The 25,235-nt window shown below is 63.1% G+C and carries 27 protein-coding genes; 22 read left to right on the plus strand and 5 right to left on the minus strand.

The window, feature by feature from the left end:
* On the plus strand, positions 1 to 637 hold a 637-nt coding region (locus EB835_RS20355; RefSeq protein WP_168216796.1), incomplete at its 5' end, for an NYN domain-containing protein.
* An 87-nt stretch (positions 638 to 724) separates the two neighbouring features.
* On the opposite strand, the gene fdhD is transcribed toward EB835_RS20355, so the two are convergent.
* Positions 725 to 1,606, minus strand: a complete 882-nt coding sequence (gene fdhD / locus EB835_RS19340) for a formate dehydrogenase accessory sulfurtransferase FdhD (protein WP_135811072.1) — start codon at positions 1,604 to 1,606, stop codon at positions 725 to 727.
* Between the two features lie 15 nt (positions 1,607 to 1,621).
* A complete protein-coding gene (locus EB835_RS19345; protein WP_135811073.1) occupies positions 1,622 to 2,155 on the minus strand; it encodes a MogA/MoaB family molybdenum cofactor biosynthesis protein in 534 nt (177 codons plus the stop codon).
* Between the two features lie 277 nt (positions 2,156 to 2,432).
* On the opposite strand from EB835_RS19345, the gene EB835_RS19350 reads away from it, so the two are divergent.
* Complete coding sequence (locus EB835_RS19350) at positions 2,433 to 2,942, plus strand: hypothetical protein (RefSeq protein ID WP_135811074.1); 510 nt, start codon at positions 2,433 to 2,435, stop codon at positions 2,940 to 2,942.
* A gap of 30 nt (positions 2,943 to 2,972) precedes the next feature.
* Positions 2,973 to 3,452 (plus strand): DoxX family protein, encoded by a 480-nt coding sequence (locus EB835_RS19355; protein ID WP_135811075.1) that lies wholly within the window; start codon positions 2,973 to 2,975, stop codon positions 3,450 to 3,452.
* Positions 3,453 to 3,917: 465 nt separating this feature from the next.
* On the opposite strand, the gene EB835_RS19360 is transcribed toward EB835_RS19355, so the two are convergent.
* Positions 3,918 to 4,493 carry a TetR/AcrR family transcriptional regulator gene (locus tag EB835_RS19360; protein ID WP_135811076.1) on the minus strand — a complete coding sequence of 192 codons (576 nt, stop codon included), beginning with the start codon at positions 4,491 to 4,493 and terminating at the stop codon, positions 3,918 to 3,920.
* Positions 4,494 to 4,664: 171 nt separating this feature from the next.
* Here EB835_RS19360 and EB835_RS19365 point away from each other — a divergent pair, with 171 nt between their 5' ends.
* The 13 genes from EB835_RS19365 (at position 4,665) to EB835_RS19425 (ending at position 18,103) form a co-directional block, all read left to right on the plus strand.
* Entirely contained in the window at positions 4,665 to 5,477 is an 813-nt protein-coding gene (locus tag EB835_RS19365; protein WP_135811077.1) for a MoaF C-terminal domain-containing protein, read from the plus strand.
* Positions 5,478 to 5,558: 81 nt separating this feature from the next.
* Positions 5,559 to 6,875: a flavin monoamine oxidase family protein gene (locus tag EB835_RS19370; protein WP_135811078.1), complete on the plus strand. Its 1,317-nt coding sequence runs from the start codon at positions 5,559 to 5,561 to the stop codon at positions 6,873 to 6,875.
* Positions 6,872 to 8,365 (plus strand): APC family permease, encoded by a 1,494-nt coding sequence (locus EB835_RS19375; protein WP_135811079.1) that lies wholly within the window; start codon positions 6,872 to 6,874, stop codon positions 8,363 to 8,365. Before EB835_RS19370 ends, EB835_RS19375 begins: the two co-directional genes overlap by 4 nt.
* Positions 8,362 to 8,697, plus strand: coding sequence for a cupin domain-containing protein (locus EB835_RS19380; protein WP_135811080.1), 336 nt, complete (start codon positions 8,362 to 8,364; stop codon positions 8,695 to 8,697). Before EB835_RS19375 ends, EB835_RS19380 begins: the two co-directional genes overlap by 4 nt.
* Before the next feature lie 127 nt (positions 8,698 to 8,824).
* Positions 8,825 to 9,271: a MarR family winged helix-turn-helix transcriptional regulator gene (locus tag EB835_RS19385; protein WP_135811081.1), complete on the plus strand. Its 447-nt coding sequence runs from the start codon at positions 8,825 to 8,827 to the stop codon at positions 9,269 to 9,271.
* A gap of 62 nt (positions 9,272 to 9,333) precedes the next feature.
* Complete coding sequence (locus EB835_RS19390) at positions 9,334 to 10,539, plus strand: LLM class flavin-dependent oxidoreductase (protein ID WP_240688871.1); 1,206 nt, start codon at positions 9,334 to 9,336, stop codon at positions 10,537 to 10,539.
* A complete protein-coding gene (locus EB835_RS19395; protein WP_135811082.1) occupies positions 10,536 to 11,102 on the plus strand; it encodes an NADPH-dependent FMN reductase in 567 nt (188 codons plus the stop codon). Before EB835_RS19390 ends, EB835_RS19395 begins: the two co-directional genes overlap by 4 nt.
* A gap of 175 nt (positions 11,103 to 11,277) precedes the next feature.
* Positions 11,278 to 11,940, plus strand: coding sequence for an NAD(P)-dependent oxidoreductase (locus EB835_RS19400; RefSeq protein ID WP_168216798.1), 663 nt, complete (start codon positions 11,278 to 11,280; stop codon positions 11,938 to 11,940).
* Positions 11,937 to 12,377 carry a MarR family winged helix-turn-helix transcriptional regulator gene (locus EB835_RS19405; RefSeq protein ID WP_135811084.1) on the plus strand — a complete coding sequence of 147 codons (441 nt, stop codon included), beginning with the start codon at positions 11,937 to 11,939 and terminating at the stop codon, positions 12,375 to 12,377. Before EB835_RS19400 ends, EB835_RS19405 begins: the two co-directional genes overlap by 4 nt.
* 11 nt (positions 12,378 to 12,388) lie before the next feature.
* On the plus strand, positions 12,389 to 12,712 hold the full coding sequence (locus EB835_RS19410; RefSeq protein WP_240688872.1) for a DoxX family protein: 324 nt from the start codon (positions 12,389 to 12,391) through the stop codon (positions 12,710 to 12,712).
* A gap of 309 nt (positions 12,713 to 13,021) precedes the next feature.
* Positions 13,022 to 14,458 carry an APC family permease gene (locus EB835_RS19415; RefSeq protein WP_240688873.1) on the plus strand — a complete coding sequence of 479 codons (1,437 nt, stop codon included), beginning with the start codon at positions 13,022 to 13,024 and terminating at the stop codon, positions 14,456 to 14,458.
* Positions 14,458 to 15,777, plus strand: coding sequence for a class-III pyridoxal-phosphate-dependent aminotransferase (locus EB835_RS19420; RefSeq protein WP_135811086.1), 1,320 nt, complete (start codon positions 14,458 to 14,460; stop codon positions 15,775 to 15,777). The genes EB835_RS19415 and EB835_RS19420 overlap by 1 nt, the downstream gene beginning before the upstream one ends.
* Positions 15,778 to 15,868: 91 nt before the next feature.
* Positions 15,869 to 18,103 (plus strand): arginine/lysine/ornithine decarboxylase, encoded by a 2,235-nt coding sequence (locus EB835_RS19425; protein WP_135811087.1) that lies wholly within the window; start codon positions 15,869 to 15,871, stop codon positions 18,101 to 18,103.
* Positions 18,104 to 18,132: 29 nt separating this feature from the next.
* Here the strand turns inward: EB835_RS19425 and EB835_RS19430 are convergent, their stop codons facing one another.
* Positions 18,133 to 19,056, minus strand: a complete 924-nt coding sequence (locus EB835_RS19430; RefSeq protein WP_168216799.1) for a MurR/RpiR family transcriptional regulator — start codon at positions 19,054 to 19,056, stop codon at positions 18,133 to 18,135.
* Between the two features lie 280 nt (positions 19,057 to 19,336).
* Between EB835_RS19430 and EB835_RS19435 the strand changes: the two genes are divergently transcribed.
* The 3 genes from EB835_RS19435 to EB835_RS19445 are packed head-to-tail and all read left to right on the plus strand — an operon-like array spanning position 19,337 to position 23,085.
* Positions 19,337 to 20,692: a glutamine synthetase family protein gene (locus EB835_RS19435; protein ID WP_240688874.1), complete on the plus strand. Its 1,356-nt coding sequence runs from the start codon at positions 19,337 to 19,339 to the stop codon at positions 20,690 to 20,692.
* Positions 20,693 to 20,716: 24 nt separating this feature from the next.
* Positions 20,717 to 21,850, plus strand: a complete 1,134-nt coding sequence (locus EB835_RS19440; RefSeq protein ID WP_135811090.1) for an amidohydrolase family protein — start codon at positions 20,717 to 20,719, stop codon at positions 21,848 to 21,850.
* Positions 21,851 to 21,852: 2 nt separating this feature from the next.
* Positions 21,853 to 23,085 carry a M20 metallopeptidase family protein gene (locus tag EB835_RS19445; protein ID WP_135811091.1) on the plus strand — a complete coding sequence of 411 codons (1,233 nt, stop codon included), beginning with the start codon at positions 21,853 to 21,855 and terminating at the stop codon, positions 23,083 to 23,085.
* A gap of 83 nt (positions 23,086 to 23,168) precedes the next feature.
* On the opposite strand, the gene EB835_RS19450 is transcribed toward EB835_RS19445, so the two are convergent.
* A complete protein-coding gene (locus EB835_RS19450; protein WP_135811092.1) occupies positions 23,169 to 23,795 on the minus strand; it encodes a TetR/AcrR family transcriptional regulator in 627 nt (208 codons plus the stop codon).
* 79 nt (positions 23,796 to 23,874) lie between these two features.
* Here EB835_RS19450 and EB835_RS19455 point away from each other — a divergent pair, with 79 nt between their 5' ends.
* The 3 genes from EB835_RS19455 to EB835_RS19465 all read left to right on the plus strand — a co-directional run bounded on the left by EB835_RS19455 (position 23,875) and on the right by EB835_RS19465 (position 25,112).
* Positions 23,875 to 24,408 (plus strand): DUF1453 domain-containing protein, encoded by a 534-nt coding sequence (locus EB835_RS19455; protein WP_135811093.1) that lies wholly within the window; start codon positions 23,875 to 23,877, stop codon positions 24,406 to 24,408.
* A 75-nt stretch (positions 24,409 to 24,483) separates the two neighbouring features.
* Positions 24,484 to 24,741, plus strand: coding sequence for a ribbon-helix-helix domain-containing protein (locus tag EB835_RS19460; protein ID WP_135811094.1), 258 nt, complete (start codon positions 24,484 to 24,486; stop codon positions 24,739 to 24,741).
* Entirely contained in the window at positions 24,738 to 25,112 is a 375-nt protein-coding gene (locus tag EB835_RS19465; protein WP_135811095.1) for a PIN domain-containing protein, read from the plus strand. Before EB835_RS19460 ends, EB835_RS19465 begins: the two co-directional genes overlap by 4 nt.
* Positions 25,113 to 25,235: the final 123 nt, after the last annotated feature.

Below are 25,235 nucleotides of genomic sequence, written 5' to 3' on the forward strand. Positions count from 1 at the left end.
CGACTACCAGAACTTACATCTGACCGCGCATGGCCTGTTCGACAGATACCGTCCTCCTCATGAATCACTTATTCACCCGGGTCAGTACGCCAAGAACCTCATTCAGCGGCGAAACTCGATCATCAGAGACCAATCAGTAGCCGTTCTGGCAGAAGTCGACGTTTATCGAGGTCTTCCGAGCGCCAAGCACGACCCAGTTATCTACGGTCGCAACCTTGCCCAAAAATCACAGTGGGAGAAGGATCCGTCGATCCACGTTACTCACCGCCCGCTGAAGTACACATACGAGTATGCGGAAGACGGCACCAAAGCAACCGATGAACAGGGGAACTTCTTCATCACCAAGCGTGAGGAAAAAGGCGTAGACGTATTGTGCGCTTTGGGTCTAGTCAGACGATCCCTCGAAAAGGACATCGAGCTCGTAATCCTCTGCACGCAAGATTCGGATCTCTCCCACGCTATCGATGAAGTACTCCACTACGGACAGGCCAGGGTGGAGACAGCCTCGTGGTTCATCAAAGGCGAATACAGACGGAGCAAGGAGATTCGCACTAATCTCAAGGGAATTCAGATCTGGAACACCCGTATGGGGCAGAGGGAATTTTTCGGAAGCATTGACCGCAAGCAATATTCCTAGGGTGACAGCCGATGTCAGGCGTGACCAGTTTGTGCGATCTGCAAAGAGCGCCAGCGGGGCCAGACCAACCTCCTTCTCCTGACCAGATCAGGCCACGCGTTCCGGGTAAGAGTACGCGTTGAACCTGCCCCTGCGGTTGAAGCCGATGACGCTCACCCCGACATCCTTGCCGTAGTCAACAGCCATCGCCGAAGGAGCGCTCACCGCGGACAGCATCGGAATACCGGCCATCGCGCACTTTTGGACAAGCTCGAACGATGCCCGCGCAGACACCTGCAGAACGGTCGATCGCAGCGGCAGTCCCCGGTTGGCCATGGCCCAACCGATGACCTTGTCCACGGCATTGTGCCGACCGACATCCTCACGACCGACGAGCAGCTCGGGTTCGTCAGTCGGATCCTCACCGACGGTGAAGAGGGCTGCGGCATGGACTCCGCCGGTCTTGTCGAAGATCTCCTGCGTCTGCCGCAGACGATCGGGCAGTTCGCCGATGCGAGCGGCGGAAAGCAGCTGCGGAAATTCGTACTCCCCGTGGTCCTCGACATGAAAGGCGGCAGGAATGAGGGGGAAAGCAGAGGCCTTCGTCACGGCATCGGCGGCCGCGGTTCCACAGATTCCGCACGAGGATGAGGTGTAGACATTTCGGGCCGGCGCCGTCTCGGGGTTCCAGATCCCAGGGGCGAGGCGCACTTGTGCGACGTTGTAGTTCCGGCTGCCGTCGGGAGCGATTCCGGCGGAGAAGTTGACCTCTTCGATGTCGTCCATCGAAGTCACGACCGCTTCCGAGAGCAGGTAGCCGGCGATGAGTTCGACGTCGTGCCCGGCGGTGCGCATGGTCACCGTGTACGGCTCACCGCCCAGCTGGATCTCCAGGGGCTCCTCCCCCGCCAGCGAATCCGGGCCGGCCGAGACCTCACCAGTGGCGTCGTACTTATAGACCCGGGCTCGTACCGCCTTGCGCATCGGCATGTTCTCGTTCCTCCCTCAGACCCGTGGACCGTGGTCAGTGGTGTCCTCGACAGAGGTCTGAATGTGTTCGAGGAGGTCGTCGATAACGGTGATTCCGTCCTTGACCCCGCCCGTCGAACCGGGGAAGTTGATGACGAAGCTGCGTCCGCGTACTCCCGCGACACCACGGCTCATCACCGCCGAGGAGGTCGATTCGAGGCCCTTGCGCCACATCGCATAGATGAGGCCCGGAGATTGACGTTCGAGGAGTTCGGCAGTGAACTCGGGAGTGCGATCGTCGGGAGCGAGCCCGGTGCCGCCGCTGGTGACGATGACACGAGCACGATCGGCCTCCGGGGTGTCGACGAGGAGAGTCCGCAGGGCTTCACCGACCGGCTCGCCGTCGCGGACGACGATGGCCTCGGGGGTCTCGTAGCCGCGGCCGCGCAGCCACTCGACGAGGATCGGACCCGTCGTGTCCGCGGCTTCGCCTCTGGCCGCCGAGGTGGAGGCGATGATGACAGCGGCCTTGCGCCCTGCCCCGAGGAGTTCTCTGTTCTCTTCGCTCACCTATCTGCCTTCTTCCAAGTCCAGCCGTGCATTGTCAATGCCGAACGCGGCGCGTGCGCCCGCACTGCTCGGCACGATCGTTGTCTCCATTGTCCCACTCCGGTCGGAGATGACCAGTGGCGTTACGGCTCCGGACGGCAGTGAGAAACAACGTCCATTTCACGGGCAGCCGCGTGAGGATCGTCGAGTCCTTGCCAGGCCGATTCTGCCCGCAGACGATGGAGTCGTCCAGACAGACGATGGTGCAGAATCGGACTTCAGGCAGAGGAGGCACGAGGTGGCGATATCTGATGCGCTCGAGGCCGAGCTTGCCGCTGACATCGTCGCGCGCAGGAGCCGAATCAATGAGAGCTTCTCTCGCTTCTATGCACCGCTGGCCGTCGTCGCATTCGCCCTCACCTTCCTCCCCTACTACCGCCCCAAACCGGACAGCTCGATACGCTACGGCGGCCTGTGGCAGGAAGTCGCGCGCACCGGACACAGCAACGACGTCGCCGCAGTGATGATCTTCCTCGCCCTCATCACTCTGTTGGCTTTCGCCGCTCTTCAAAAGCTGCCGGGTCCCGGTCTCTGTGTGGCGGCTGCTCTCAGTCTGATCATCGGCATCATGCTCTGGAGCTCGCCTGGATTCCGGGATCCGCCCGAACTCACCGATGTCGGAATCCTCGACATCGCCTTCTGCCTCACGGCTGCAGGAATAATGCTCACCCACGTTGTGCTTCTGGCCATCAACCGTCTGCGAGCAGGAATTGCCAGCGTCCTGCCATCTTCAAGAAATAACGTGTGATTGCAATTTCAATCAATCTTGGAGATCACCGTGTACGCAACGACCGGAATTCCGACCATCGCCCGCGACATCATCGCCCTCATCGCCCGGATCGGCCTCGGCGCGATCTTCATCGCCCACGGTTGGCAGAAATTCAACGAGTGGACCATCGCCGGAACCAGTGAGTCATTTGCACAGATGGGAGTGCCTCTGGCCAATATCGCTGCTCCGTTCTCGACGTTCGTTGAGCTCATCGGCGGCGCGCTGCTCATCCTCGGCGCGCTCACGCCTCTCGTCGGGGCCCTGCTGGCAGCCAACGTCATCGGTGCCCTCGTCATCGTCCACCTCATTCCGACTCCATTCGTCGACCAGGGAGGCTGGGAGCTCGTCGCCGCCCTCGGCGCAGGAGTCCTGCTGCTGGCTGCCTCGGGGCCGGGGCGCTTGAGCCTCGATCGCTTCCTCTTCACCGGCAGTAAGGGCAGAGGCCGCAAGCGCTCCGGCGCATCACGGGCCGTGGCCGCAGACGCCTGAGAATCCGGGCCGGACTGTTCGCCTCGGCCAAACGGTGGTCACCATCGGATACTTCCCTTCGCCGGAAAGCATCCGATGGTGACCACCGTCTGCGCTGCTGGCCCGACCGATGAGTCTGCGGCGGCTCCGGGCATCCGGAGACACGGTCATAGGTGGGCAAAATGGTCACGTCGGCCGCGGAATTCTGTGACCATTTCGTCCACCCAGCACGCGGTGTGACCGCTTCGACCACCTATACCGACAGCACTGCGCCCCTGCGTCAGTTCGGGCGCACCATCGCTCAGTTCGAAGCTCTCGCCCGTGTCCGCAACTTCGAACCGAGAACACTGTCCAGCCTTGCCGAGGGGCTGGCTGTCAGCGGCGGAGCGGCCGTCCGGATGCTCGTCCGCCTTGCGGCCGAAAGGCTCATCTCGCGCGAACAGGAATGGCATCAGGTGTCTCATAGCCGATGCCGTCGTCTCGACCTCAATCCGTTGCGATCGCGGTCGCCAATGCCCTGTGGAGGGACCGCAATGAATCGCGCATCTGCTCGGCAGTGATCACGGAGCTCAGGAACTGCAGCATGAGCCCGTCCAGGGCGGCGAAAATAGCCCTCCCGAGATCGCTGTCGGCATCGAGGCCAGCAGGTGCCAAACCCGGAAGCAGGGCTGCGATGTACCTCTCGTAGAGATTCTTCACCGACGGTCGCAGCTCTGGGCGGCGCGTCGCTTCGAGGATCATCTCGTACTGGAAGACTTCGAGTGCGCTAGCAGTCATCACGTTTTCCGACAATGCGCTGATGAACGCATCGCTGTGATTGGCGTAGTCGCTGAGATCAGCCCCGAGAATCGACTGCTCGCCGCTCCATTCGAGAGCCGCTGCGAGCAGTTTGTCCCGCGAACCGAAATGGTGGGCGATGAGTGTGTTGTTCACTCCAGCCTCCTCGGCCACGGCCCTGAAGGTCATTCCGCGAAGACCTTTCGCCGCGACTACGCGCACGGTGGCACCGAGAAGTTCTTGTCGTCCGGTCCCGTATTCGTGTCGCTTCGTCGTTTCCACCATGTATTCATCCTAGGCAATCGTGCGACGACGATCGGAATCACCTGTTGACGTTCGGGGTCGACCACTCTAGAGTTTCAGAAACTAAGCACTTGCTTAGCCTTGTCGAGCCAGCTTGACCCCACCTCGACACAGGCCCCAGAAAAACCAGACTCAACGACGAGAAGGACCACAATGACCGAGAAGACAGTTCATGCCGCCCCTACCGAGCAGGACTACGTCCCCGTCGAGGATTGGCCGGCGGTGACCACGATGGTCGCCGGTTTCGGCGAGCCCAGTCTGGCCACGAGCACGAAGCTCGAGAACGCCCCCGTGGAGACCACGTACGAGGACGGAAGCGTGGTGACCTACACCTTCGGACCGAGCACTGTGGCAGTCACCTCGACAGGCGACTCCGGTCAGGATTTCGAAGCCGCGCACTACCGCGCAGTCGAACTGCGTGAAGGTATCTTCTTCGTCGACTGGCGCACCGGTGACCGGGTCACGTCGGTTGACTCCACACTTGTCCTCGATTTCCACAACGGCCGGGCGCACCGGTCGGTGTCGCGCTTCGTCGACAGCAACGGTTCGGTGCGCATGCACACCACGGTGATGACCGGAACCATCGCAGGCACGCCGAACACCGGCGACTGGTGTCGCACGAATGAGCTCGTCGGCAAGAGAATCTATTACCGCTACAGCCCCACCGAGCACTACGAACACATCTACCTGAACTCCGGCACTTTCACCTGGCACTGCGTTCGCGGCGGTGAAGCCGGCTTGGCGGACACCGACCCGATCAAGGTGTGGAACATCGCGGAGAACCTCGTCCTGCTCTACTGGAGCGAGACTGTCATGCCCGTCGAGTCCATTGTGGCCATCGACCTCGAGCACGAGAGGTCCATCGGCCGCATGTTCTGCTGGGACGGGCCGACTCTCGACGCGGTCCACATCCCGTTCGACAGCGAATTCACTGTCCTCAACGACACCCAGTACCCACAAGACTGAGCACGACCACGCTCAGTCGGCAAGACGCTGAACGACAGCGAACAACCAATCACACGGTGCAACTCAATGGAGAGGAACATTATGTCGACCCTTCAGGACGATGAATTCGACACCATCATCATCGGAGCAGGCTTCGCGGGCCTCACTGCTGCACGCGACCTTGCCCAAGCCGGACAACAAGTCCTCGTCGTCGAAGCACGTGACCGCATCGGTGGCCGCACCTGGCACGAGTCACGACTCGGCACAGGACTCGAGCTCGGAGGCACTTGGGTCCATTGGACCCAACCCTATGTCTGGCGTGAACTCAATCATTACGGCATCGGCACCGTCCCCAGCCCCGAGTTCGCAACCGCAATTTGGTTCGAAGACGGCGAACGTCGAGTCGGCGACTTCAACGATCTCTTGCAGGCGCTCGATCCGGCCTGCACTGCTTTCGCCGCAGATACCCGAATCTACTTTCCGCAGGGGTTCGAACCATTCACCAACCCGGAGGCCGGAGAGCTCGATCACCTCACTGTCGACGATCGCATCAACGAACTCGATCTCACAGAGGCGCAGCGGAACCTGCTGCGTTCATTCTGGTCCTTGAACTTCAATGGATCGACGGCCGTCGGCGCCTACACGCAGGCACTGCGCTGGCTGGCTGTGGCGAACGGTGATTGGAAGATCATGTGGGAAGCGTGCGCCAGCTTCAAGGTCGACGGTGGAACTGGTCGGCTCGCCGATGCGATCTTTGAGGATGCGGCCCACAATGGCGCACGCTTCGATTTCGGTGAGAAAGTCAACGCAGTTGAGACCAGCAGTGCAGGTGCGATCGTAATCACACCGTCGCATACATATCGAAGCGACCACGTGATCAGCACTGTTCCACTGCACACACTCGGGGCGATCAGGTTCTCGCCTGAGCTCGATGCGCCGGTCTACGGCGCTGTCGAACGCGGCCAGACAGGACTCGGCACGAAGGTGTGGGTGAAGATCCTCGGCGATCCGACGCCCTTTGTTGCCCTCGGTGAAGCGGACTGGCCGCTGAACTTCCTGCAGGGGGAGTATCCGGTCGATGGCGGCATCATCGCCGTGGGATTCGGTCCAGATGCGCACGCGCTCGATATCGAGGACGGCGACGACGTCGCCGCAGCAGTCAGGCGCCTCCTGCCCGACGCCGAAGTCGCCGCGTTCACTGGTCACGATTGGGTATCGGACGAGTTCGCTGGTGAAACCTGGGCGATGCACGCCGTCGGGCACTTCACCGAGTCTATGTCGGCCATCGTCGAGGGTAGGGAACGCCTGCGATTCGCCGGGGCCGACGTTGCTCTCGGCTGGGGCGGCTTTATCGATGGCGCTATCGAGAGCGCCACGCAGCAGGCGCATCGGCTGCTCTCTGACGAGGTGGCGTCATGACTGCACAATCCTCGGCCCCGTCAACAGCGGAGGGTCGGCTCAAGGCGGGGAGCCTCGGTCCGGTCGGAGTCGCATTCTTCGTCCTCGCCGCTGCCGCCCCGATGGCTGCATTCGTCGGCGCGGGCCCGGTAATCTTCTCTCTCGCTGGCCCTGGCGTTCCGCTCATCTACATCGTCATCGCCGGAGTAGTGGCGATCTTCGCAGTCGGGTATCTCAAAATGAGCCGCTACGTCAACAGTGCCGCGGGGTTCGTAGCCTACATAGAACGCGGAATCGGGAGGCGAGCGGCCGGAGGCGCTGCCGGGATCGTCATCGTCACCTATATAGCCCTGCAGGTCGGTTTCTGGGCACAGTTCGGGGTCTTTGCCAATCAATTGGTGACGACCTATTTGGGTCTCGACATCCCCGTCTGGGCGTGGGCGCTCGCTTTCATCGCGGTCACCACCGTCCTGGCCATGCGCGGTGTCGACATGAGCCTGCGCGTTCTGGGCGTTATCCTCTCGCTCGAAATCCTCGTCGTCCTCATCCTTGTCGGCGGGATCTTCGTCGCCGGCGTCGATTCCGCATCGCCGGAGAGCTTCGATCCGACTGTCTTTACTCAACCGGGCACCGGCATCGCGATCCTCTTCGTCGCGACGTGTTTCACCACATTTGAAGCGACGACAGTGTTCTCGGAAGAGGCGAAGAATCCTCGAAGGACCATTCCACTGGCACTGTACTTCGTCATCGGATTCATCGCTGTGTTCTACGGACTCGCGACCTGGGCAGTGAGTATGCGCGTCGGGCCGGACTCGATCCAACAAGCCGCAGGCGACGATCTGTCAGGAATCATGTTTTCGCTGGCGCACGAGGCTGTCGGGCCATGGCTCGATCTGGCCATGCAGGTCATGGTCGTCACGAGCTTTGTCGCGATGCTGCTGGGGATGTCGAATATGTTCGCCCGATACTCATTCGCTCTCGCCCGTGCCGGCATCCTTCCTCGCGGGTTGTCAACAGTGACTCATCGGCAGGCTCCTGCAAAGGCTGCATTGGCGAACGGGCTCATCGTGGCAGCGCTGCTTATCATCTTCTTCGCTGTCCAGGCCGATCCGATGGTCCATATCTACGCCTGGTCGGTTGCTCTGGGCACCATCGGATTCATTCTCATCATGGCCATCGCGTCGGTCGCCGTCTTCGCGTTCTTCGTGCGACGGCGCCGTTCCCTCGGCGAGGGAGTGCTGTCTACGATCGTCGCCCCGATCATCGCGCTCGTACTCGTAGTAGCGATGCTCGTCTTCGCCGTGGCGAATTATGATGCGCTTCTGCTCGGCAGCGGGTCGACGGCGAAATGGCTGTTGCTCGCACTGCCTGCGGCCGCGGCTGCTGGAGTGTTCACTGCCCGGCGCAGCAAAACGATCGACTTCGACACTCATCCCATTGATGACGGCGACCAGTTGAACCCGATTTCCGATACCCAACCGAAAACCCCACCAGAAAAGGAGAAAGCATGACAGAGTACATCGCCCACGGAACCAGAGACGACGGGCGGCACGAACCCTTCGAGGTCGGCACAGTGCAGTGGATCCGCCGTCCGGGAGAAGGAGACCGCAGCGCGCTGAGCGCCGGCTTCTGGAAGGTCACGCCCGACCAGGCACCGGAGCCTTTCGACCTCATCTCTCACGGTGACGAGACGGTCCTCGTCCTCGAAGGTGCTATCCGCATCGAACCATCGGACGGTGAGGAGTTCACCCTCACCCCGGGATCGAGCGCGTCCTTCAATGGCGGAACCCGTTCACGGTGGACGATCCTCGAGCCGGTCGTCGAATACTTCGTCTACAGCTGAGAGACCTCCCGTCCCCACCGGGCCCGTGCCTGCAGCCTCATGCAGGCGCGGGCCCTATCTCTATTCATGGTCACATCATCTGAGCAGTAGAGTGAGGAACTAGTCGGACTGGTCAGAAGGAGGCGTAATGGACGACCTCAATCTGAGCACGCTCATCTGGCTGCGCATGGCCCGCTTCGTCCAAAACAGTAACCAGCTGTCGAACGATCACCTGCGTCAGTTCGGGCTCACCGTCGCCCAATTCGAGGCCCTTGCCCATATCCGCAACTTCGAACCGATCACCCAGTCCGCTCTCGCCGAAGGGCTGACCGTCAGCGGCGGAGGAATCTCCCGCATGCTCACCCGTCTCGAGTCCGAAGGGCTCATCTCGCGCGAACAGGATTGGAAGACCAAACACATCTCGCTCACATCCAAGGGCCGCGAACTCCTCGAACGCGCGTTTCCCTCCCAGGTGGACCAGCAGGCGTCTCTTTTCGACGACGCTCTCACCGAAGACGAGAAGGTTCACCTGCACGCACTGATGAAGAAGCTCTACGACACCAGTCGGATGCGCGGTCAAAGCACGCGGGAATAATCCCGCCCTTGTCTCAGTTGACATGGCAAGTGACATTTTCGTCGCCATCATGAGGAGACACCTTGAGCGAGCACGCGCAGCTGCACACCACCCCGCCGCAGCACTCCGCAGCATCTGAGTCCCGGCCGTCACAGCAGCCGAACTATATGCACGAATTCGGCCTCGACCGAGGTCAGGGGCTTCAGTTCGGCATCTACAGCCTCGGCGATCACCTGCCCGACCCGCACGACGGATCACGCGTCGACGCAGGCCAGCGCATCCACGAATTCATCGGCTACGCCCAAGCCGCCGAGGCCGCCGGGCTCGACTTCTTCAGCCTCGGCGAGAGCCACCAGGAGTTCTTCGCCTCGCAGGCCCACGCCGTCATCCTCGGAGCCATCGCTCAAGCCACGGACACAATCCGCATCGGCAGCTCCTCGACGATCCTGTCGACCTCGGATCCGGTCCGGGTGTTCGAGAACTTCTCAACCATCGACCTCATCTCCGGCGGTCGCGCCGAACTCGTCGCCGGCCGCGCCTCGCGGGTGGGCCTGTTCGAGCTCCTCGGCTACGACCTGCGCGACTACGAAGAACTGTACGAGGAGAAGCTCGACCTGCTGCTCCAGATCAACCGTGAGAAGCAGGTGACCTGGTCCGGTCAGTTCCGGGCACCACTCAACGACGCCGAGGTCCTCCCCCGCCCCACCAGGCAGGCACTGCGCATCTGGCGCGCCGTCGGCGGAGCGCCGGCGAGCGCGGTGAAGGCGGGACTGGCCGGGGTTCCCATGGTCATGGCCCACCTCGGCGGGACCACCTCGGTGTTCAAGGGCACTGTCGATGCCTACCGTCACGCGGCTTCTCATGCCGGCTTCGATCCCGCCACCTTGCCGATCGCCACCGCCGGGTTCTTCCACGCAGCGGAGACCTCGCAGGAGGCACTGGCGGGAATGTATCCGCACATCAACGAGGGCATGAAGCGCACCAATGGGCAGGGCATGCCCAAGCAGCACTTCGCGCAGAGCGTTCACCCGGCGAGCATCGCGAACATCGGCAGCCCGCAGCAGATCATCGAGAAGATCCTCCACCAGCATGAGGTCTTTGGCCATCAGCGCTACCTCGCGCAGGTCGACTTCGGTGGGATGGCGTATGCGGACGTGATGAAGCAGATCGAGATCATCGGCACCGAGATCCTGCCCGCCGTGAAGAAGCACACCGCCACCGCATCCGCGGATTCCGATGCCGAATCCGCCGGTTCCGCGTTCGAATCCGCCGAGGAAGCACTGTCATGAAACTCGTTCTTCTGTCCGGTTCGAACGTCGGAACGAAGACCCGAACCGTGATCGATCACCTCGCCGAGGCGGTCGCCGCCTACGACCCGACCATCGATGCGAACGTCATCGACCTCGCCGAGGCGGACATGGTCTTTGCCGACGGCAGGAACTTCACCGAGTACACCGGCGACACCAGCCGTGTGGCCAGGGAGCTCATGGACGCCGATGCGATCATCATCGGCACCCCGATCTTCCAGGCCTCGATCCCTGCGGCGCTGAAAAACGTCTTCGATCTGCTGCCGACGGGCGCCTTCCTCGACAAGGTCGTCGGCGTCATCGCCACGGCCGGTTCGTCGAAGCACTATCTCATTCCCGCCCAGCATCTGCTGCCGATCCTCAGCTACATGAAGGCGCAGGTCGTCCAGCCGTATGTGTTCGTCGGTGAGAGCGATCTGCACCGCGGAGAGATCGTCAGCCACGATGTCCTGCAGCGCCTCGACCGCCTCGTCGAGGACACCATCATGCTCACCCGCACCTATGCCTCGATCCGGGAGGAGCGGGACGCCGCCTACGGGTTCTGAGTCTTCCATGCAGATGCTGCTGCCTCACATGCGAGACACGCGCCGAGCGCTGATCCTGCTCTTGCCCCACCTCCGCTAAACTAGTATGTTTTCCGTATTAGTTGAGCGGTCGAGCTGACCCCTGGTCCATGACCTGAGGCTTATGGTTGTCCGCTTTCGAGCGAGAGGACACATCATGCGCATCACCATCTTCGGCGCCGCTGGGCCGACGGGACTCTGGACCTGCAGTGAGGCTCTGCGAGCCGGGCATTCCGTGACTGCGATCAGCCGCCGCAGCGATCCCCTGCCCCTGCCGACGAACGACCGCCTGACCGTCGCTCGCGCCGACGCCCACAGCGGAGAAGGCGTGGCAGAAGCGGTCACGGGGGCTGACGCCGTGATCTCGACCCTGGGTGCCCCTTACGGGCGCCGACCGATCTCGATCTATTCGTCAGGCACCCGCACCATCGTCGAGGCGATGCGTAGCCACGCGGCAGGAGATCGCCTCGTCGTCGTCAGCTCGGGGCTCACCTACCCGCCACCAGCAATGAATTGGGCGGCCGATCACCTCCTTTTCCCGTTCCTGCGGAATGTCCTCGGCCGTACGCTCTATGCAGACATGCGACGAATGGAGGAATACCTCCGCTCGATCGATGACATCGCCTGGACGATCATGCGACCCGGCCGCCTCATCGACGCCGATCATGTCTCCGACTACGTCGTCGATTTCGACCACCCCAAACACGGATTCACGACTCGCCCCAACCTCGCCGCCGCGATGGTCGCAGAGGCTGAGGACAGTGCTCACGCGAGGAAGGCAGTCGCGCCGACCACCACGAAGGAAGGACGTCGCCGATGACCGCCGACCAGGACCTGCGAGACGAGATCCGTGCGATCAGAATCGAGCTGAGGATCGTCAATGACAAGGTGGCGATGTCGGCCGGACTCAATCCCAGGGATCTCGACATCCTCGATGTCATCGACCGGGACGGGCCCTGCACTCCGTCCCACCTCGCAGAGCGGACCGGTTATCACCGAGCGACACTGACGGGAATCCTCGCGCGCCTGGAGCGTGAAGGCTGGGTGGGCAAGAGCACCGCCGAAACCGACCGTCGCTCCCACACACTGACGGCATCTGAACGGTTCGACGAACTCAGAGCCCTCTACGCGCCGGTGGACCGCCATGCCGCCGCACTCGCCGAACAGCTCTCCACAGCCGAGCGCACCACCGTCATCGACACGCTCAAGCGCATGGCTGCTATCGCCCGTGCAGCCTCCGAGGAGATCGGCAGCTGAGAGAAGAGCCCGTGCCCGAGATCGCTGTGCCCTTCGCACCCCTCATCGAACTGATCAGTGGAGCCCTCCTCATCCTCGGTGCGCTGTCCTCTGTCGTCGGCATCCTCCTGGCCGTAAACGTCATCGGCACGCTGGTGATCGCCCACCTCACACCGACTCCGCTCGTCGACCATGGCGGCCGGGAACGGGTCGCACCACTTGCCGCGGGCGAGCTGCTCGTCGCCGCCGGAGGACTGGTTCGCTGCAACATCGACCGCCTCCTCTTCACCGGAAAGAAAGGCAAGGACCGCAAGCGAACTTCGGTCGCACGGTCAGTTGCAGCCGTCGACGCCTGAGCCACAACTCCCTCGGTGGGTCGGACCTTCGCTGCACGCAACCCAACCTGCAGGAGTCGTTCCGGGTCCGCACTGTGATGGATGGTTCCACCACACTGCAGGCCCGGATCTCATTCACCGCCGCTGAGAAACAGCCCGCCGACGAGGATGAGCGATCAGAGTGAAGTCCGATCGCGCAGGGAAATACGACATCCAGGCATCCCCGCTGTCTCGGCGGACAAAACTTCGTCGAAAATTGTGGTTACATATCCTGACTTGATGACCTAGTCTGTAATTGAAATTACATTAGCCTGGAAGAACGGACGAACCGTGGAAGACACGAAGCCCGGCAAAGAAGCCGGCACATCACTGAAGAGGCCCCTGCACACCTGGGAAGTTACGGCAATCTCGATCGGCTTCATGGGCCCGGTCATGGCCATGGCGCTGAACGGCATCGGGGTTGCTGGCCTCGTCGGCAAGGCAGTCCCGTTCACGTTCCTCGTGTCGTTCATCGGCACATTGTTCGTCGCCTACGGCTTCATCAGACTGCTCCGGAAGATCACCCATGCCGGCTCTGTCTACGCTCTCACCGGAATCACACTGGGACCGCGCGCAGGATTCTTCGGCGGCTTCGCCCTCCTGGGCACCTATATCTTCTTCGCCGCATGCATTCTCGGGGCCTGTGCCGTCTTCTTCGAGGCAATGCTCTCGGAGATCGGCATCAACCTGGCTCCCGGCGTGTGGATGGTCGTCGCCCTCGTCGTCGGTGCGATCGCCCTCACACTCAACCTCCGCGAATCCGCGACCGTCGCACGGACGCTGCTGGGCATCGGCTTCGTCGGCATCGCCGCCATGATCATCCTCTCGATCGTCATCATCGCCCGTGTCGGCACCGGCCACGCCCCTGTCAGCACCGGCATCGACCTCAGCGTACTCACCCCCGGTGACAACGCGTTGTCAGGAATCATGACCGCCTCGGTGTTCGGCTTCCTCTCCTGGGCAGGCTTCGAATCGGGATCATCGATGAGCGAAGAGACCGCCGAACCGAAGCGCATCATCCCGCGCTCGCTGCTCATGGCCGTCATCATCGGCGGCATCGTCTACGTCTTCGTCATGTTCGCCCAGACCATCGGGTTCGGCACGGATGCCGCAGGCATCGAGGCCTTCTCCACGGCCGCGTCCACCCTGACCAGCCTGTCGGCGACCTACATCGGCACCTGGTTCGCCGTGCTCATCTCTGTCGTCGCCTTCTTCGTCGCCTTCGGCGCCTTCCTCAGCTCCTCGGCGGCCGCCTCCCGTCTCCTCTTCGCCCTCGCCCGCGACGGCTTCGGACCCTCGGCGCTGGCCCGCCAGCACCCCGTGAGCAAGGTTCCGACCACCTCGGTGACCACCGTCATCATCCTCACCACCCTGATGACGCTTGGCCTCGGGGTCTTCGGAGCCACCAGCGTCGACGCCTACTACTGGTACGCGACGCTGGGCACCCTGTGCATGGTCGTCGCCTACGGGATGACCTCGGTCGGCGTCATCCGGCACACGTTCCGAGCGAACTCGGGAATCCCGAAATGGGAGATCATCATCCCCGCCCTCGGCCTCGTCTACCTCGTGTTCGTCTACGTCATCCAGGTCACCGGCCAGGAGGCCCCCTACACCTACTTCCCCTGGGCCGTCGGCCTCTGGTGCCTCATCGGCCTGATCATCGTCATCAGCCGCCCAGCCCTCGCCCAGCGCATCGGCTCCCGACTCACAGCAGAGGACATCGACTGATGGACATCACCGAGATCACCCCCGAACAGCGCGCGACCGAAGAAGCCGCCTACGCCCGCGACCAGTCCGCGCTGGCCCACATCCAGAACCTGCGCTTCTTCCCTCTAGCTGTCTCCGGAGGATCCGGCGCGCGGCTGCAAACCGCCTCCGGTCGGGAGCTCATCGACCTCTCGGCAAGCTGGACCGCCTCGGCCTTCGGACACGGTAACCCCACCATCGCCGAGGCGGTCCACCGTGCCGCGCTCACCGGCGCGGGCTCCTCCGCGCTGTCCGCAGCGGTCACCGGCACCACCGAACTGGCCGAACGGCTGGTGAACACGATGCCGGTGAAGCATCCCGAACGGGCCTACCTCGGGCTGAGCGGCAGCGACGCGAACACGGCCGCCGTCGAAGCCGCCCGCCATGCCACCGAACGTCCCACCATCGTCTCCTTCTCCGGCAGCTATCACGGCGGCTTCGGCACCTCTCGCGACGTCTCCGGCATCACCGAGTCCCCCGGTCCCGGGTCACTCGTGTTCGACTACCCCCTCACCGATGCGGCACTGGCTGAGCTGCGCCCGCAGCTGGCAGAGGTGCTGGAGACAGGCACGGTCGCCGCCGTCATCACCGAAGCCATCCAGTGCGACGGCGGGGTCCGGGTGCCCGACGCAGGCTTCCTCCCGATGCTGCGCGAACTCTGCGACGCCACGGACACGCTGCTCATCCTCGACGAGGTCAAGGCGGGCCTGGGCAGAACAGGATCACTCTTCGCCTTCGAGACCTCGGACATCCGGCCCGACATCGCCACCCTGGGCAAGTCCTTGGGCGGCGGTCTGCCGATCTCGGCCGCCGTGGGTCCCGAAGCCGTCCTCGACGTCGCCCCCGCCTCCGCGCTATTGACCAATGCCGGTGCCCCGATCTGTGCCGCGGCCGCCGAGGCCGTCCTCAGTCTCGCCACCGATCCGGCCCTCGCCGAGGCGGTCGACTCACTCGGATCCCGTGCCCTCCAGCGCATCGCCGACTACCGCGGCAGCGACCGCGCGGGGGCCGAGTCCATCGTCGAGGTCCGCGGGCGCGGGCTCCTCATCGGCGTCGAGCTCCGTGCCCCGGAAGGGTCGCAGCTTGATGATGGGCAGCTGTCCGCGCTGACGATCTACCGGGCTTGGGAGCTCGGTGTCGTCGTCTACGTTGTGCGAGACAATGTCCTTGAGATCAGCCCACCGCTGCCGATCACTCCGGACGATTTCGACCGCGGCATCGAGACCATCCTGGGCGCCCTCGACGATGCCGTGTCCGGGCGAGTGCCCGCCGAGGTGCTCGACCGTTTCGCCGGCTGGTGACGAAGCCCGCCGGCCACGCCCCGATCGACGCGCCCCTCCACCCGCCGATCACCGACCTACAGTGATTTCCGACCCACAGCGAAGGAACCCCATGAGCCAGAATGATTTCACGCTCGCCGTCGTCTCCGACCACAGCGCGGCGGACACCGACCATGCCGATCCCCTGGAGGCGGTCAAGCGGGCGCTGACTGCCTTGGGCACCGCCGTCACCGAGATCACGCCGTTCCAGTCGGCCCGGCTCCTCAATGACAAGTCGGGCCTGCTCATCGTCGTCGATCGGATCACCGGCCACGCCGCGACGGGCGTGAAGAATTCTTCCGACGCACTGCGGGAACTGCTCGGGCAGATCCGTTCCCAGAGCGCTGATGTCCCGGTGTTCCTCTATGGAGAGAGCCTCACGGCGCGCAGCCTTCCCACGGAGGTCCTGGCCGAGATCGAAGGCGTCATCAATGCCTATGAGGACACTCCCGAGTTCGTTGCCAAGGTCATCCACCGGGAGGCCACCCGCTATGTCGAACGTCTGGCACCGCCCTTCTTCAAGGCCCTCATGGACTACTCGAACGACGGCGCCTATTCCTGGCACTGCCCCGGGCATTCGGGAGGCACCGCCTTCCTCAAGTCGCCGGCCGGTACGGTCTTCCACCAGTTCTTCGGTGAGAACATGCTCCGCTCGGACGTGTGCAACGCCGTCGAGGAACTCGGCCAGCTTCTCGACCACACAGGCCCCGTAGCCGAATCCGAGGCCAGGGCGGCCGAAACCTTCGGCGCCGACCACCTGTTCTTCGTGACCAACGGCACCTCCACCTCGAACAAGGTGGTCTGGAACTCTGCCGTCAGCGCTGGCGACGTCGTGGTCGTCGACCGCAACTGCCACAAGTCGATCCTTCACGCGATCATCCTCACCGGGGCGATTCCGATCTACCTCTGGCCGACCAGGAACCGTGCCGGGATTATCGGCCCGATCCCCCGCAGCGAGTTCTCCCCCGAAGCCATCGCGGAGAAGATCCGGTCCCATCCGGCGATCACCGACAAGAGCGTGACCCCGCGCATCCTCACCCTGACGCAGAGCACCTACGACGGGGTCGTCTACAACGCCGAGGAGATCAAGTCGACCCTCGACGGCTTTGTCGACGTCCTCCACTTCGATGAAGCCTGGCTCCCGCATGCGCGGTTCCACGAGCTCTACCGGGGCATGCACGGCGTCGATGAGCGGACCGCGAAGACACAGAAGTCGTTGGTCTATGCCACGCAGTCGACGCACAAACTTCTGGCCGGTCTCTCGCAGGCCTCACAGATCCTCGTCCAGAACTCCGAGGAGACCGAACTTGACCGCGATATCTTCAACGAGGCCTACCTCATGCACACGTCGACGAGTCCGCAGTACTCGATCATCGCCAGCTGCGATGTGTCCGCGGAGATGATGCGCGGACCCGGCGGTCATGCCCTGGTCGAAGAGACCATCACCGAGGCGATGGAGTTCCGCAGGGCGATCATCCGCATCGGCGACGAGCATGCCGACTCGGACTGGTGGTTCGGTGTCTGGGGTCCGGACACTCCGCCGCGGGAGGGATTGGCGGAACGCGCCGAATGGCAGCTGAGTTCCTCCGACAACTGGCACGGGTTCGGCGAGATCGGCGAGGACTTCGCCATGCTCGACCCGATCAAGGTCACCCTGACGACTCCGGGTCTGAGCATCGACGGCGAGTTCGGCGACTTCGGCATCCCCGGACTGGTGCTGTCGAAGTACCTCGCCGAACATGGTGTCGTCGTCGAGAAGACCGGCCTCTACTCACTCTTCATCCTCTTCACGATCGGAGTCACGAAGGGACGGTGGAATACGCTCATCGCCGAACTCCACCGATTCAAGAGTGCCGTCGACAGCAACGTCCGCATCGACGAGGTCATGCCGGAGTTCGTCGCGGAGTCGCCACAGTACGCTGGGTTGGGTCTGAAAGACCTCTGCGAACAGCTCCACGCTCTCTATCGCGAGCACGACTTCGCGAACCTCACTACGGATATCTACCTCGAGGAGCCTGCGGTCGCACTATTGCCGACCGACGCCTGGGCGGCGATGACCAGCGGGACGATTGAGCATGTGGCGATCTCGCAGCTCGAGGGACGCATCTCCGCAGTCCTGCTCACGCCCTACCCGCCCGGCATCCCGCTTCTTGTTCCTGGGGAACGAGTGAGCCCGAAGATCGTGGAGTACCTCAAGGCCGAGGCCGAGCTCGCTCGCCTCTACCCGGGCTTCAACGGAATCACCCATGGGTTGACGGCAACAGCCGGTGGAGAGAACACCGTAGCCTGCGTCATCGAGGAAGGCTGACGCACCACGGCAATCAGGACCGGTCCAGGTCAAGGCCACGCTCTGTTCGCGCTGCCTCCAAGCCGGAGCCTCAGCGGATCGAGCCGTCCCAAACGGTCGAATCCCGCCTGACCGAGTTCGACCACCACGAGTTCGCTCACCGCCTCGACGAGCGCAAGCATCGGCACCATCGTGTCCGAGGGACCCGCCGCGCGGACATCGGCGGTGAGTACGTGGTCGGCCAAGGCAGCAGCAGGAGACATCCAGGGATCGGTGAACACAATCGTCGTCAGGCCAAGCTCATTGGCCGTCCGCACGACATCCGTGACTCCGGGCTCGTACCGCCTGACGTCGAAGGCGACAACGACGTCTCCCCGTTTGAGATCGAGGAGCTGGCCGGCAGCGACGAGAGGATTTGCCGCCAGCCGCATCGTGCCCGGCCTCGCCGGAGCCAGCTGAGCGTGGAAGATGTCTGCTATGAAGCCCGAGTACGTCGCGCCGAGGAAGACCACCGACCTCTTCATCTGCGCGAGCAGTCTGACAGTCCTGTCGAGGTCGTCACCGATCACCGAGTCGAAAGTCTGGTCGATCCCCGCATGATAGGCGGATCGTGCGGCGTCGAATTGCGGCTCCTGGCCACGCGGGCGGGTCTCGGCCTGCGAGAGATTCGACTCCTCGCGCTCACGGATCTCCTGCCTGAGCCTTTCTTGGAACTCCCGATAGCCGTTGAATCCCAGCGTCCGTGCGAAGCGGACGACGGATGGCGCGCTCACTCCCGCGGTCTCGGCAAGGCTCGAGATCGGTTCGAGTCCGGAGAACGGATAAGAGGCGAGGATCGCACGGGCGATCTTCTTCTCTGCCGGGGTGAACGTCGACATGGCAGCCCGCAGTCCCACTGCCAGACTCGGTCCGTCTTCGCCTCTCGACCCCTGCGTATCCGACTCGTCCTCGGCGGTCGCGTCCTTGCGTGTCATCTCATCGCCTCTCTGTCTCATCCCCGACTTTACTGCGTCCGCACGAAGTCGTCTGTCCGCTGCCGAATCAACGTCTGTGCTCGGCGAACTCTCCATCACGCAGCCGGCCAACCCGATCGCGACGCGGAGAGGAGAACTACCTGAAATTAGAGTTACATATATTGACCATATCCGTATGTTTGATATTCTTCATTACATAACTGGAATTGCGTCTGATCGTCCCGCGACTCCAGCCCACCAGCCACGAGCGAACACCGACGTTCGAACAAGGAGTCACACCGTGAGCACAGGACCTAATTCCGCCACCGAACTACCCTGCCATGAGTGGCTGCACGAAAGCGTACGGCCCGGACCCGGCGAACTCGTCTTCCTCGCCACCTCCGACCTCTCCGCACACACACGGGGCCGTGCGGTACGCGCCGAATCGCTGAAGTCGTCGACGTCGGTGGGATGGGTGCCGGCCAATCTCGGCATCGGTCCCAGTGGTCACATCACCGATGACATCCCCTTCGACTCCTCCGGTGATCTCCGGCTCCTTCCCGACTTCGATTCCGCTGTGCGCACCACCCTCATTCCCGGCCAACCACCGCTGACCATCGTGTTCTCCGATCAGGTCAACACCGACGGCACACCCTGGCACGGTGATGCTCGTTCATTCCTGCGGCAGGCGATTGCACAGTTGGCGGAGGAATTCGGCATCCAGGTCAACGCAGCCTTCGAGCACGAGTTCACCGACCTCGGCAACACGGCCCCAACTCAACCGTTCTCCCTGCAGGCCCACCGCGCCCTCGAACCGATCGGCTCGGAAGCGATGGCCGCCCTGGCCGAGATGGGCGCCCAACCGGAGAATTGGCTGCCAGAATACGCCCCCAACCAGTTCGAGCTCACAGTCTCACCGGCCCCGGCACTTACCGCAGCCGACCGCGCCGTTCTCGTCCGCGATACCGTCGCCGCGGTCTTCGCCGGCCACGACAGGGAGGTCACCTTCTCACCGGTCCCGATCGCCGGCGACGGAGGTTCCGGCGTCCACGTCCATTTCGGTCTCAACGACCTCGACGACGAGACTCTGGTCTTCGACGCCGAACGCCCCGGACGTATCTCTGCCAAGGCCGCAAAGTTCGCAGCCGGAATCGTCAAGTACGCCCCTTCACTGACCGCGATCTTCGCGCCACTCGTCGTGTCTTACCAGCGGCTGCGCCCACACAACTGGTCCACGGCGGCGTCGTTCCTCGGCCTCCAGAATCGCGAGGCGCTGCTGCGGATCGTGCCCACCAACGAAATCGGCGGAGCAGACCCTCGTCCGCAGCTGCACTTCGAGTTCCGTGGTGGCGACATCGGAGCCAACCCCTATCTCCTGCTCGGCATCCTCCTCAAAGCCGGCATGGAGGGACTTCGCCAGGACCTCGAGCCCGCGGAGGTGGTCGTCGGCGATCCCGACTCGTCCGTCAGTGCCGAAGGTCAGCTTCCGACGTCCCTGCGCGAGGCTATCGAGCGCCTCGAATCCGATGACGTGGTCCGTGAGTGGTTCCATCCCGAGCTTCTAGCGACATATTTGGCCGTCAAGCGCGCGGAGATCGCCGAGTTCGGTGACCTCGAGCCCTCACAGCAGTGCGCCGCCTACCGGAAGTTCTACTGAGGAGGACCCGTGCACTTTGAATGGATGAACGATCTGGAACTCGTCGACCACCACTGCCATGGCGTGCTCGAGCACGACCTTGATCGCGCGGGCTTCGAGGATCTCATCACCGAGTCCGATCGTCCAGGTCCGGTCGGCACGACGTTCTTCGACACACAACTCGGCTTCATGGTCCGACGGTACTGCGCCCCGCTCCTGGGGCTGCCAACTTTCGCCTCGCCCGAAGATTACATTGCAGAGAGGGCCCGCCTCGGCGCGGTAGAGGTCAACACACGACTGTTGACCGGACTCGGCTACGACACTCTCCTCGTCGAAACCGGACACCGCGGGGACGAGATCCTCGGTCCCCAACAGATGGGAGTGCGAGCCGGCACCCGGGTCTCCGAGGTGGTCCGCCTCGAACGCATCGCCGAAGAGCTCGTGGAATCAGGGGTTTTCGCCGCCGACTTCCGGACCGCCTTCGCCGACGAACTCGATGCACGCCTGCGCACCGCCGTTGGGGTGAAGTCGATCGCCGCCTACCGCATCGGTCTTGACTTCGCACCCGAGCGCCCAGCCGCTGGCGAGGTCGACGCAGCAGTCGCTGAGTGGACCAAAGCGAATGCCGACGGCCCTGTCCGCCTCGACAGCGCAACGATCATCCGTCACCTCATCTGGGAAGCTGTCGACCGGTCCGTGCCGATTCAATTCCACATTGGCTACGGCGATCCAGACGTCGATCTTCACCGTTGCAATCCGCTCCTGCTCACCGAATTCCTGCGGCTCAGTCGCGGTTCGGGAGCGAGCGTCATGCTGCTGCACTGCTACCCCTATCACCGCGAAGCCGGCTATTTGGCCCACTGCTTCGAACACGTCTATGCCGATGTCGGACTCGCCATCAATTACACCGGGGCCCAGGCCACTCAAGTGATCGCCGAATCCCTCGAGCTCGCCCCCTTCCATAAGGCGCTGTTCTCTTCCGACGCCTGGGGAGCCGCTGAGCTCTACAGCCTCGGGTCGATTCTCTTCAGAGACGGACTCGACTCGGTTCTCGCCGACTGGGCCGCCCGACACGATTGGCCGGAGGATGAGCTCCGTCGCATCTCCGGAATGATCGGAGCAGGCAACGCACGTCGGGTCTACGGCTTGGCGGCGAACGAAACAGGGCATGGACAGTGAGTATGAGCACCAGGCAGGAGCAGTTCTCGACCGAGCAGTCCGCAGAGCTCGGAGCCGCTTGGCTGGATGCAGTCGAGACCGACCTCGACCATGCCCTGGACCTCCGCCGCCGCATCCACGCCTCCCCCGACCTCGGTGGTCAGGAACAGACAACCGCCGAGGTCATCGAGGCTGAACTCTCTCCCTTCATGTGCCTGGACACGATCGCCGGAACCGGTCGCATCGGACGCATCGGGCCTACGGACGGTCCCGCTGTGGGCATCCGCGCCGAGCTCGACGCACTGCCCGGCGAGGAAGCGACCGGCGCAGACTTCGCCTCCACGAACGGTGCAATGCACGCGTGCGGGCATGATGTGCACATGGCCGCGCTCGTCGCCGTCGTTCGGGCATTCCCCCAGGTCCGCGAGAGCACCAGTTCCGAGCTACCGGTGGCACTGTCCGCGGTTTTCCAGCCGCGCGAGGAAACCTATCCCTCCGGCGCCCTCGACATCGTCTCCGAGAAAGGACTTGAAACATTATCAATCGCCAGGATGGTGGGCGTCCACAACCACCCAGGAGTGCCGCTGGGGCAGGTGGCGATCGGCGAGGGCTACATCAACGCAGCAGCGGACGAAGTCCACATCACCGTCCACGGTCGCGGAGGACACGGAGCCTACCCGCACAACGCCTCCGACCCGGTGGCTGCGGTTGCGAACGTCGCCCTGTCACTGCCCGAGATCGTACGGAGGACCATCGGGCCGATGTCGGCGGCCGTGGTCAGCGTCGGAACGATCAGCGTCGGTGATGGTGCAGCGAACGTGCTGCCCCGCCACGGAAGTATCCGCGCCACCGTTCGGACCACCTCGGCGCAGGAGAGAACAGACATCCAGACGGCGATTGGGACCATGGCACGGCGCATTGCACAGGCCTACGGCCTTGAGGCCGACGTCACGATCGTCGACGGAGAACCTGTGCTCATCAATGACTCCGACCTGGCACGACGCTTTGCCACGCAGGCTCAGGGCCTCGGTGTGACCGTGGCGCCGCCGATGCGGTCACTGGGCGCCGATGACTTTTCGTTCTTCTCGGAAGCCGTCCCCTCAGCCATGAGCTTCGTCGGCACCGGTCAGCCGCGGGCTTCCCTCCACAACCCCGGATATCTGCCGCCCGAGCGGTCAGTGCTCGACGTCGCACGAGCGATGATCGCGGGCTACCTCGCCGGGGCCGAGTCGATACTCAGCTCGGCGTTCGAGTAGAGAAGGGACCTCCGCGTGAAGTGGGAGACCTGCCCGCGGTGCTCGCGGCCGACAGGGCTAACCCCATCGACGGACACAACGCCCTACTTTCGCAGCTGCTCGAGGTGGGCGGAGAGCACTTCGCGAGCACGCTCGGGCGTCAGCACCTCGGGGTGCAATGTCGAACGAAGCGTGAGTCCGTCGATGAGAGCAGCCAGAGCATCGACTTCAAGATCGAGGTCGAGATCCACCCGCAAGGCCCCTCGATGTGACATGCTCTCGAGCGTCCGAGCCATCAGCTTTCGCGAACCGCGGACCGAGGTCTCGAAGACATCGGCGAGCGCAGGGTCCGTCCGAGCAGTCTCCTCGAACGCCAGCCACACCACTGACTCCTGCCGTCGCACCTCGTCGAGGGGAAGCAGTTCTGCGAGCAGATCGACGGTCAGCTCCTTCGCCGCACCCCCGCTGAGCGAACCGGCGTCCAGCTGCGGCAACAGCGACGCCAGACGAGTTTCGAGGCGAGCGCTGACCCGCGCGACGAGCGTTTCGAGCGCAAAGCGCACGATCCCTTCAGCCGTGGTGAAGTAATGCCGGATCGAGCCGATTGCCAGACCGGCCTCCTCGGCGATCGCGCGCAGCGAGACCTTGGCAAAGCCCTGCTTGAGGACGATCGCAAAGAGGGCATCGGCGATGGCTTCACGGCGCTGGGCAGGATCGACGATCTTCGGCATGGCTCTTTTATAGCATACTCATGCTACATCGTGTTATCGTTTTAGCACGTTCATGCTATTAAGCCGAGAGGGGCTTCTCATGCATCCGGCACTCATTGCCATCGCAGTCATCGCCATCATCGTGCTCGTCATCGTTCGACGCTTCCGCGGAGAGCCCGTGGATGCGAAGGACCTCGCCGTGCCGCCGCTCATCCTGGTGGCCATTTCGATCAAGGACCTATGGGGCTTCAACCACTGGACTGCGGCCAACATCGCCTTCCTCGCTGTCTCCATTACTGTCGGTGTCGGCTTCGGCATGCTGCGCGGGGCCTCGACCGTGCTCTTTGAGAAGGGCGGAACCCTTCATCAGAGATACACCGTGAAGACACTCGTCGTGTGGGCGCTCAGTTTGGCCGCGAGCGCCGGCCTGCATTTCGGTGCACAGGCCATCGGCGCCGAGGAAGCGGTGCGCCCCATCACCTTGAGCATCGGATTGAGTCTGCTCGGCGAGGCGATCACCTGCGGCTGGCGCGGACTGCAGTCAGGCATTCCCTTCAGCAACCGGGACGCGGAGCAGGCCGGTTCGGATTCGTCAGCACTGACCGGCCTCGTCGATCGCGTGCGGCAGAGGTGAACCCAAGAGCCCTCACCCTCGCCTCTTCACCCACAGACCCCCTGAAGCCGCACCTTCATAATGTAGCATTACATCATGCAACGCACTCAGATCTCGCTGACCGCCGAAGTCCGAAAGCTTCTCGACAACGAAGCCTCGCGAACTGGACGGTCAATCTCCGCGCTGATCCGAGACGCCGTTGAGAATACGTACGGAACGGATCGCAACGCCGACGAAGACTACAGCGCCATCGAAGCGGCGTTCGGCGCCTGGATCGATCGACAGGATGACGGAAGAGCCTACGTCGAACGGCTGCGTTCCGGCGACCGACTGAACCAAACGCTCACGCAATGACGGTTGTCGATACCTCCGTCCTCATCGATGTCCTCCGCGGGCGCGACGACGCGAAAGCCGCGCTGCTCAAGGCACGGGCGATGGGCGCGCTGCATGCAAGCGAGGTGAGTCGACTCGAAGTGTTCACCGGCATGCGAAAAGACGAAGAGGGCCCGACCCGCAGTCTGCTGGCCGCAATCACCTGGCACCCGGTCGATGAGAGGATCTCTGAAATCGCCGGAGAACTTGGAAGAGCCTGGCTGCCTGGCGATCGAGGCATCGATTCGGCAGACCTCGCGATCGCGGCAACCGCACTGTCACTGGATACCGTGCCACTGACACTCAATGTCAAACATTTCCCCATGTTTGCCGGACTCAACGCTCCGTACTAGTGTCGCGTGTCGTTAATTCCTGAATGGTTGGGTGTTTGGGAGAATTGGTTTATGGCGAATTCTCCCGCTCCGGCTCTGACCCTGCTCGAGGATGAGGAACCACTGCTGCGTGAGTGGTTGAGA

The organism is Brevibacterium sp. S22 (assembly GCF_004745485.1).
In the GTDB taxonomy this organism is placed as follows: Bacteria; Actinomycetota; Actinomycetes; order Actinomycetales; family Brevibacteriaceae; genus Brevibacterium.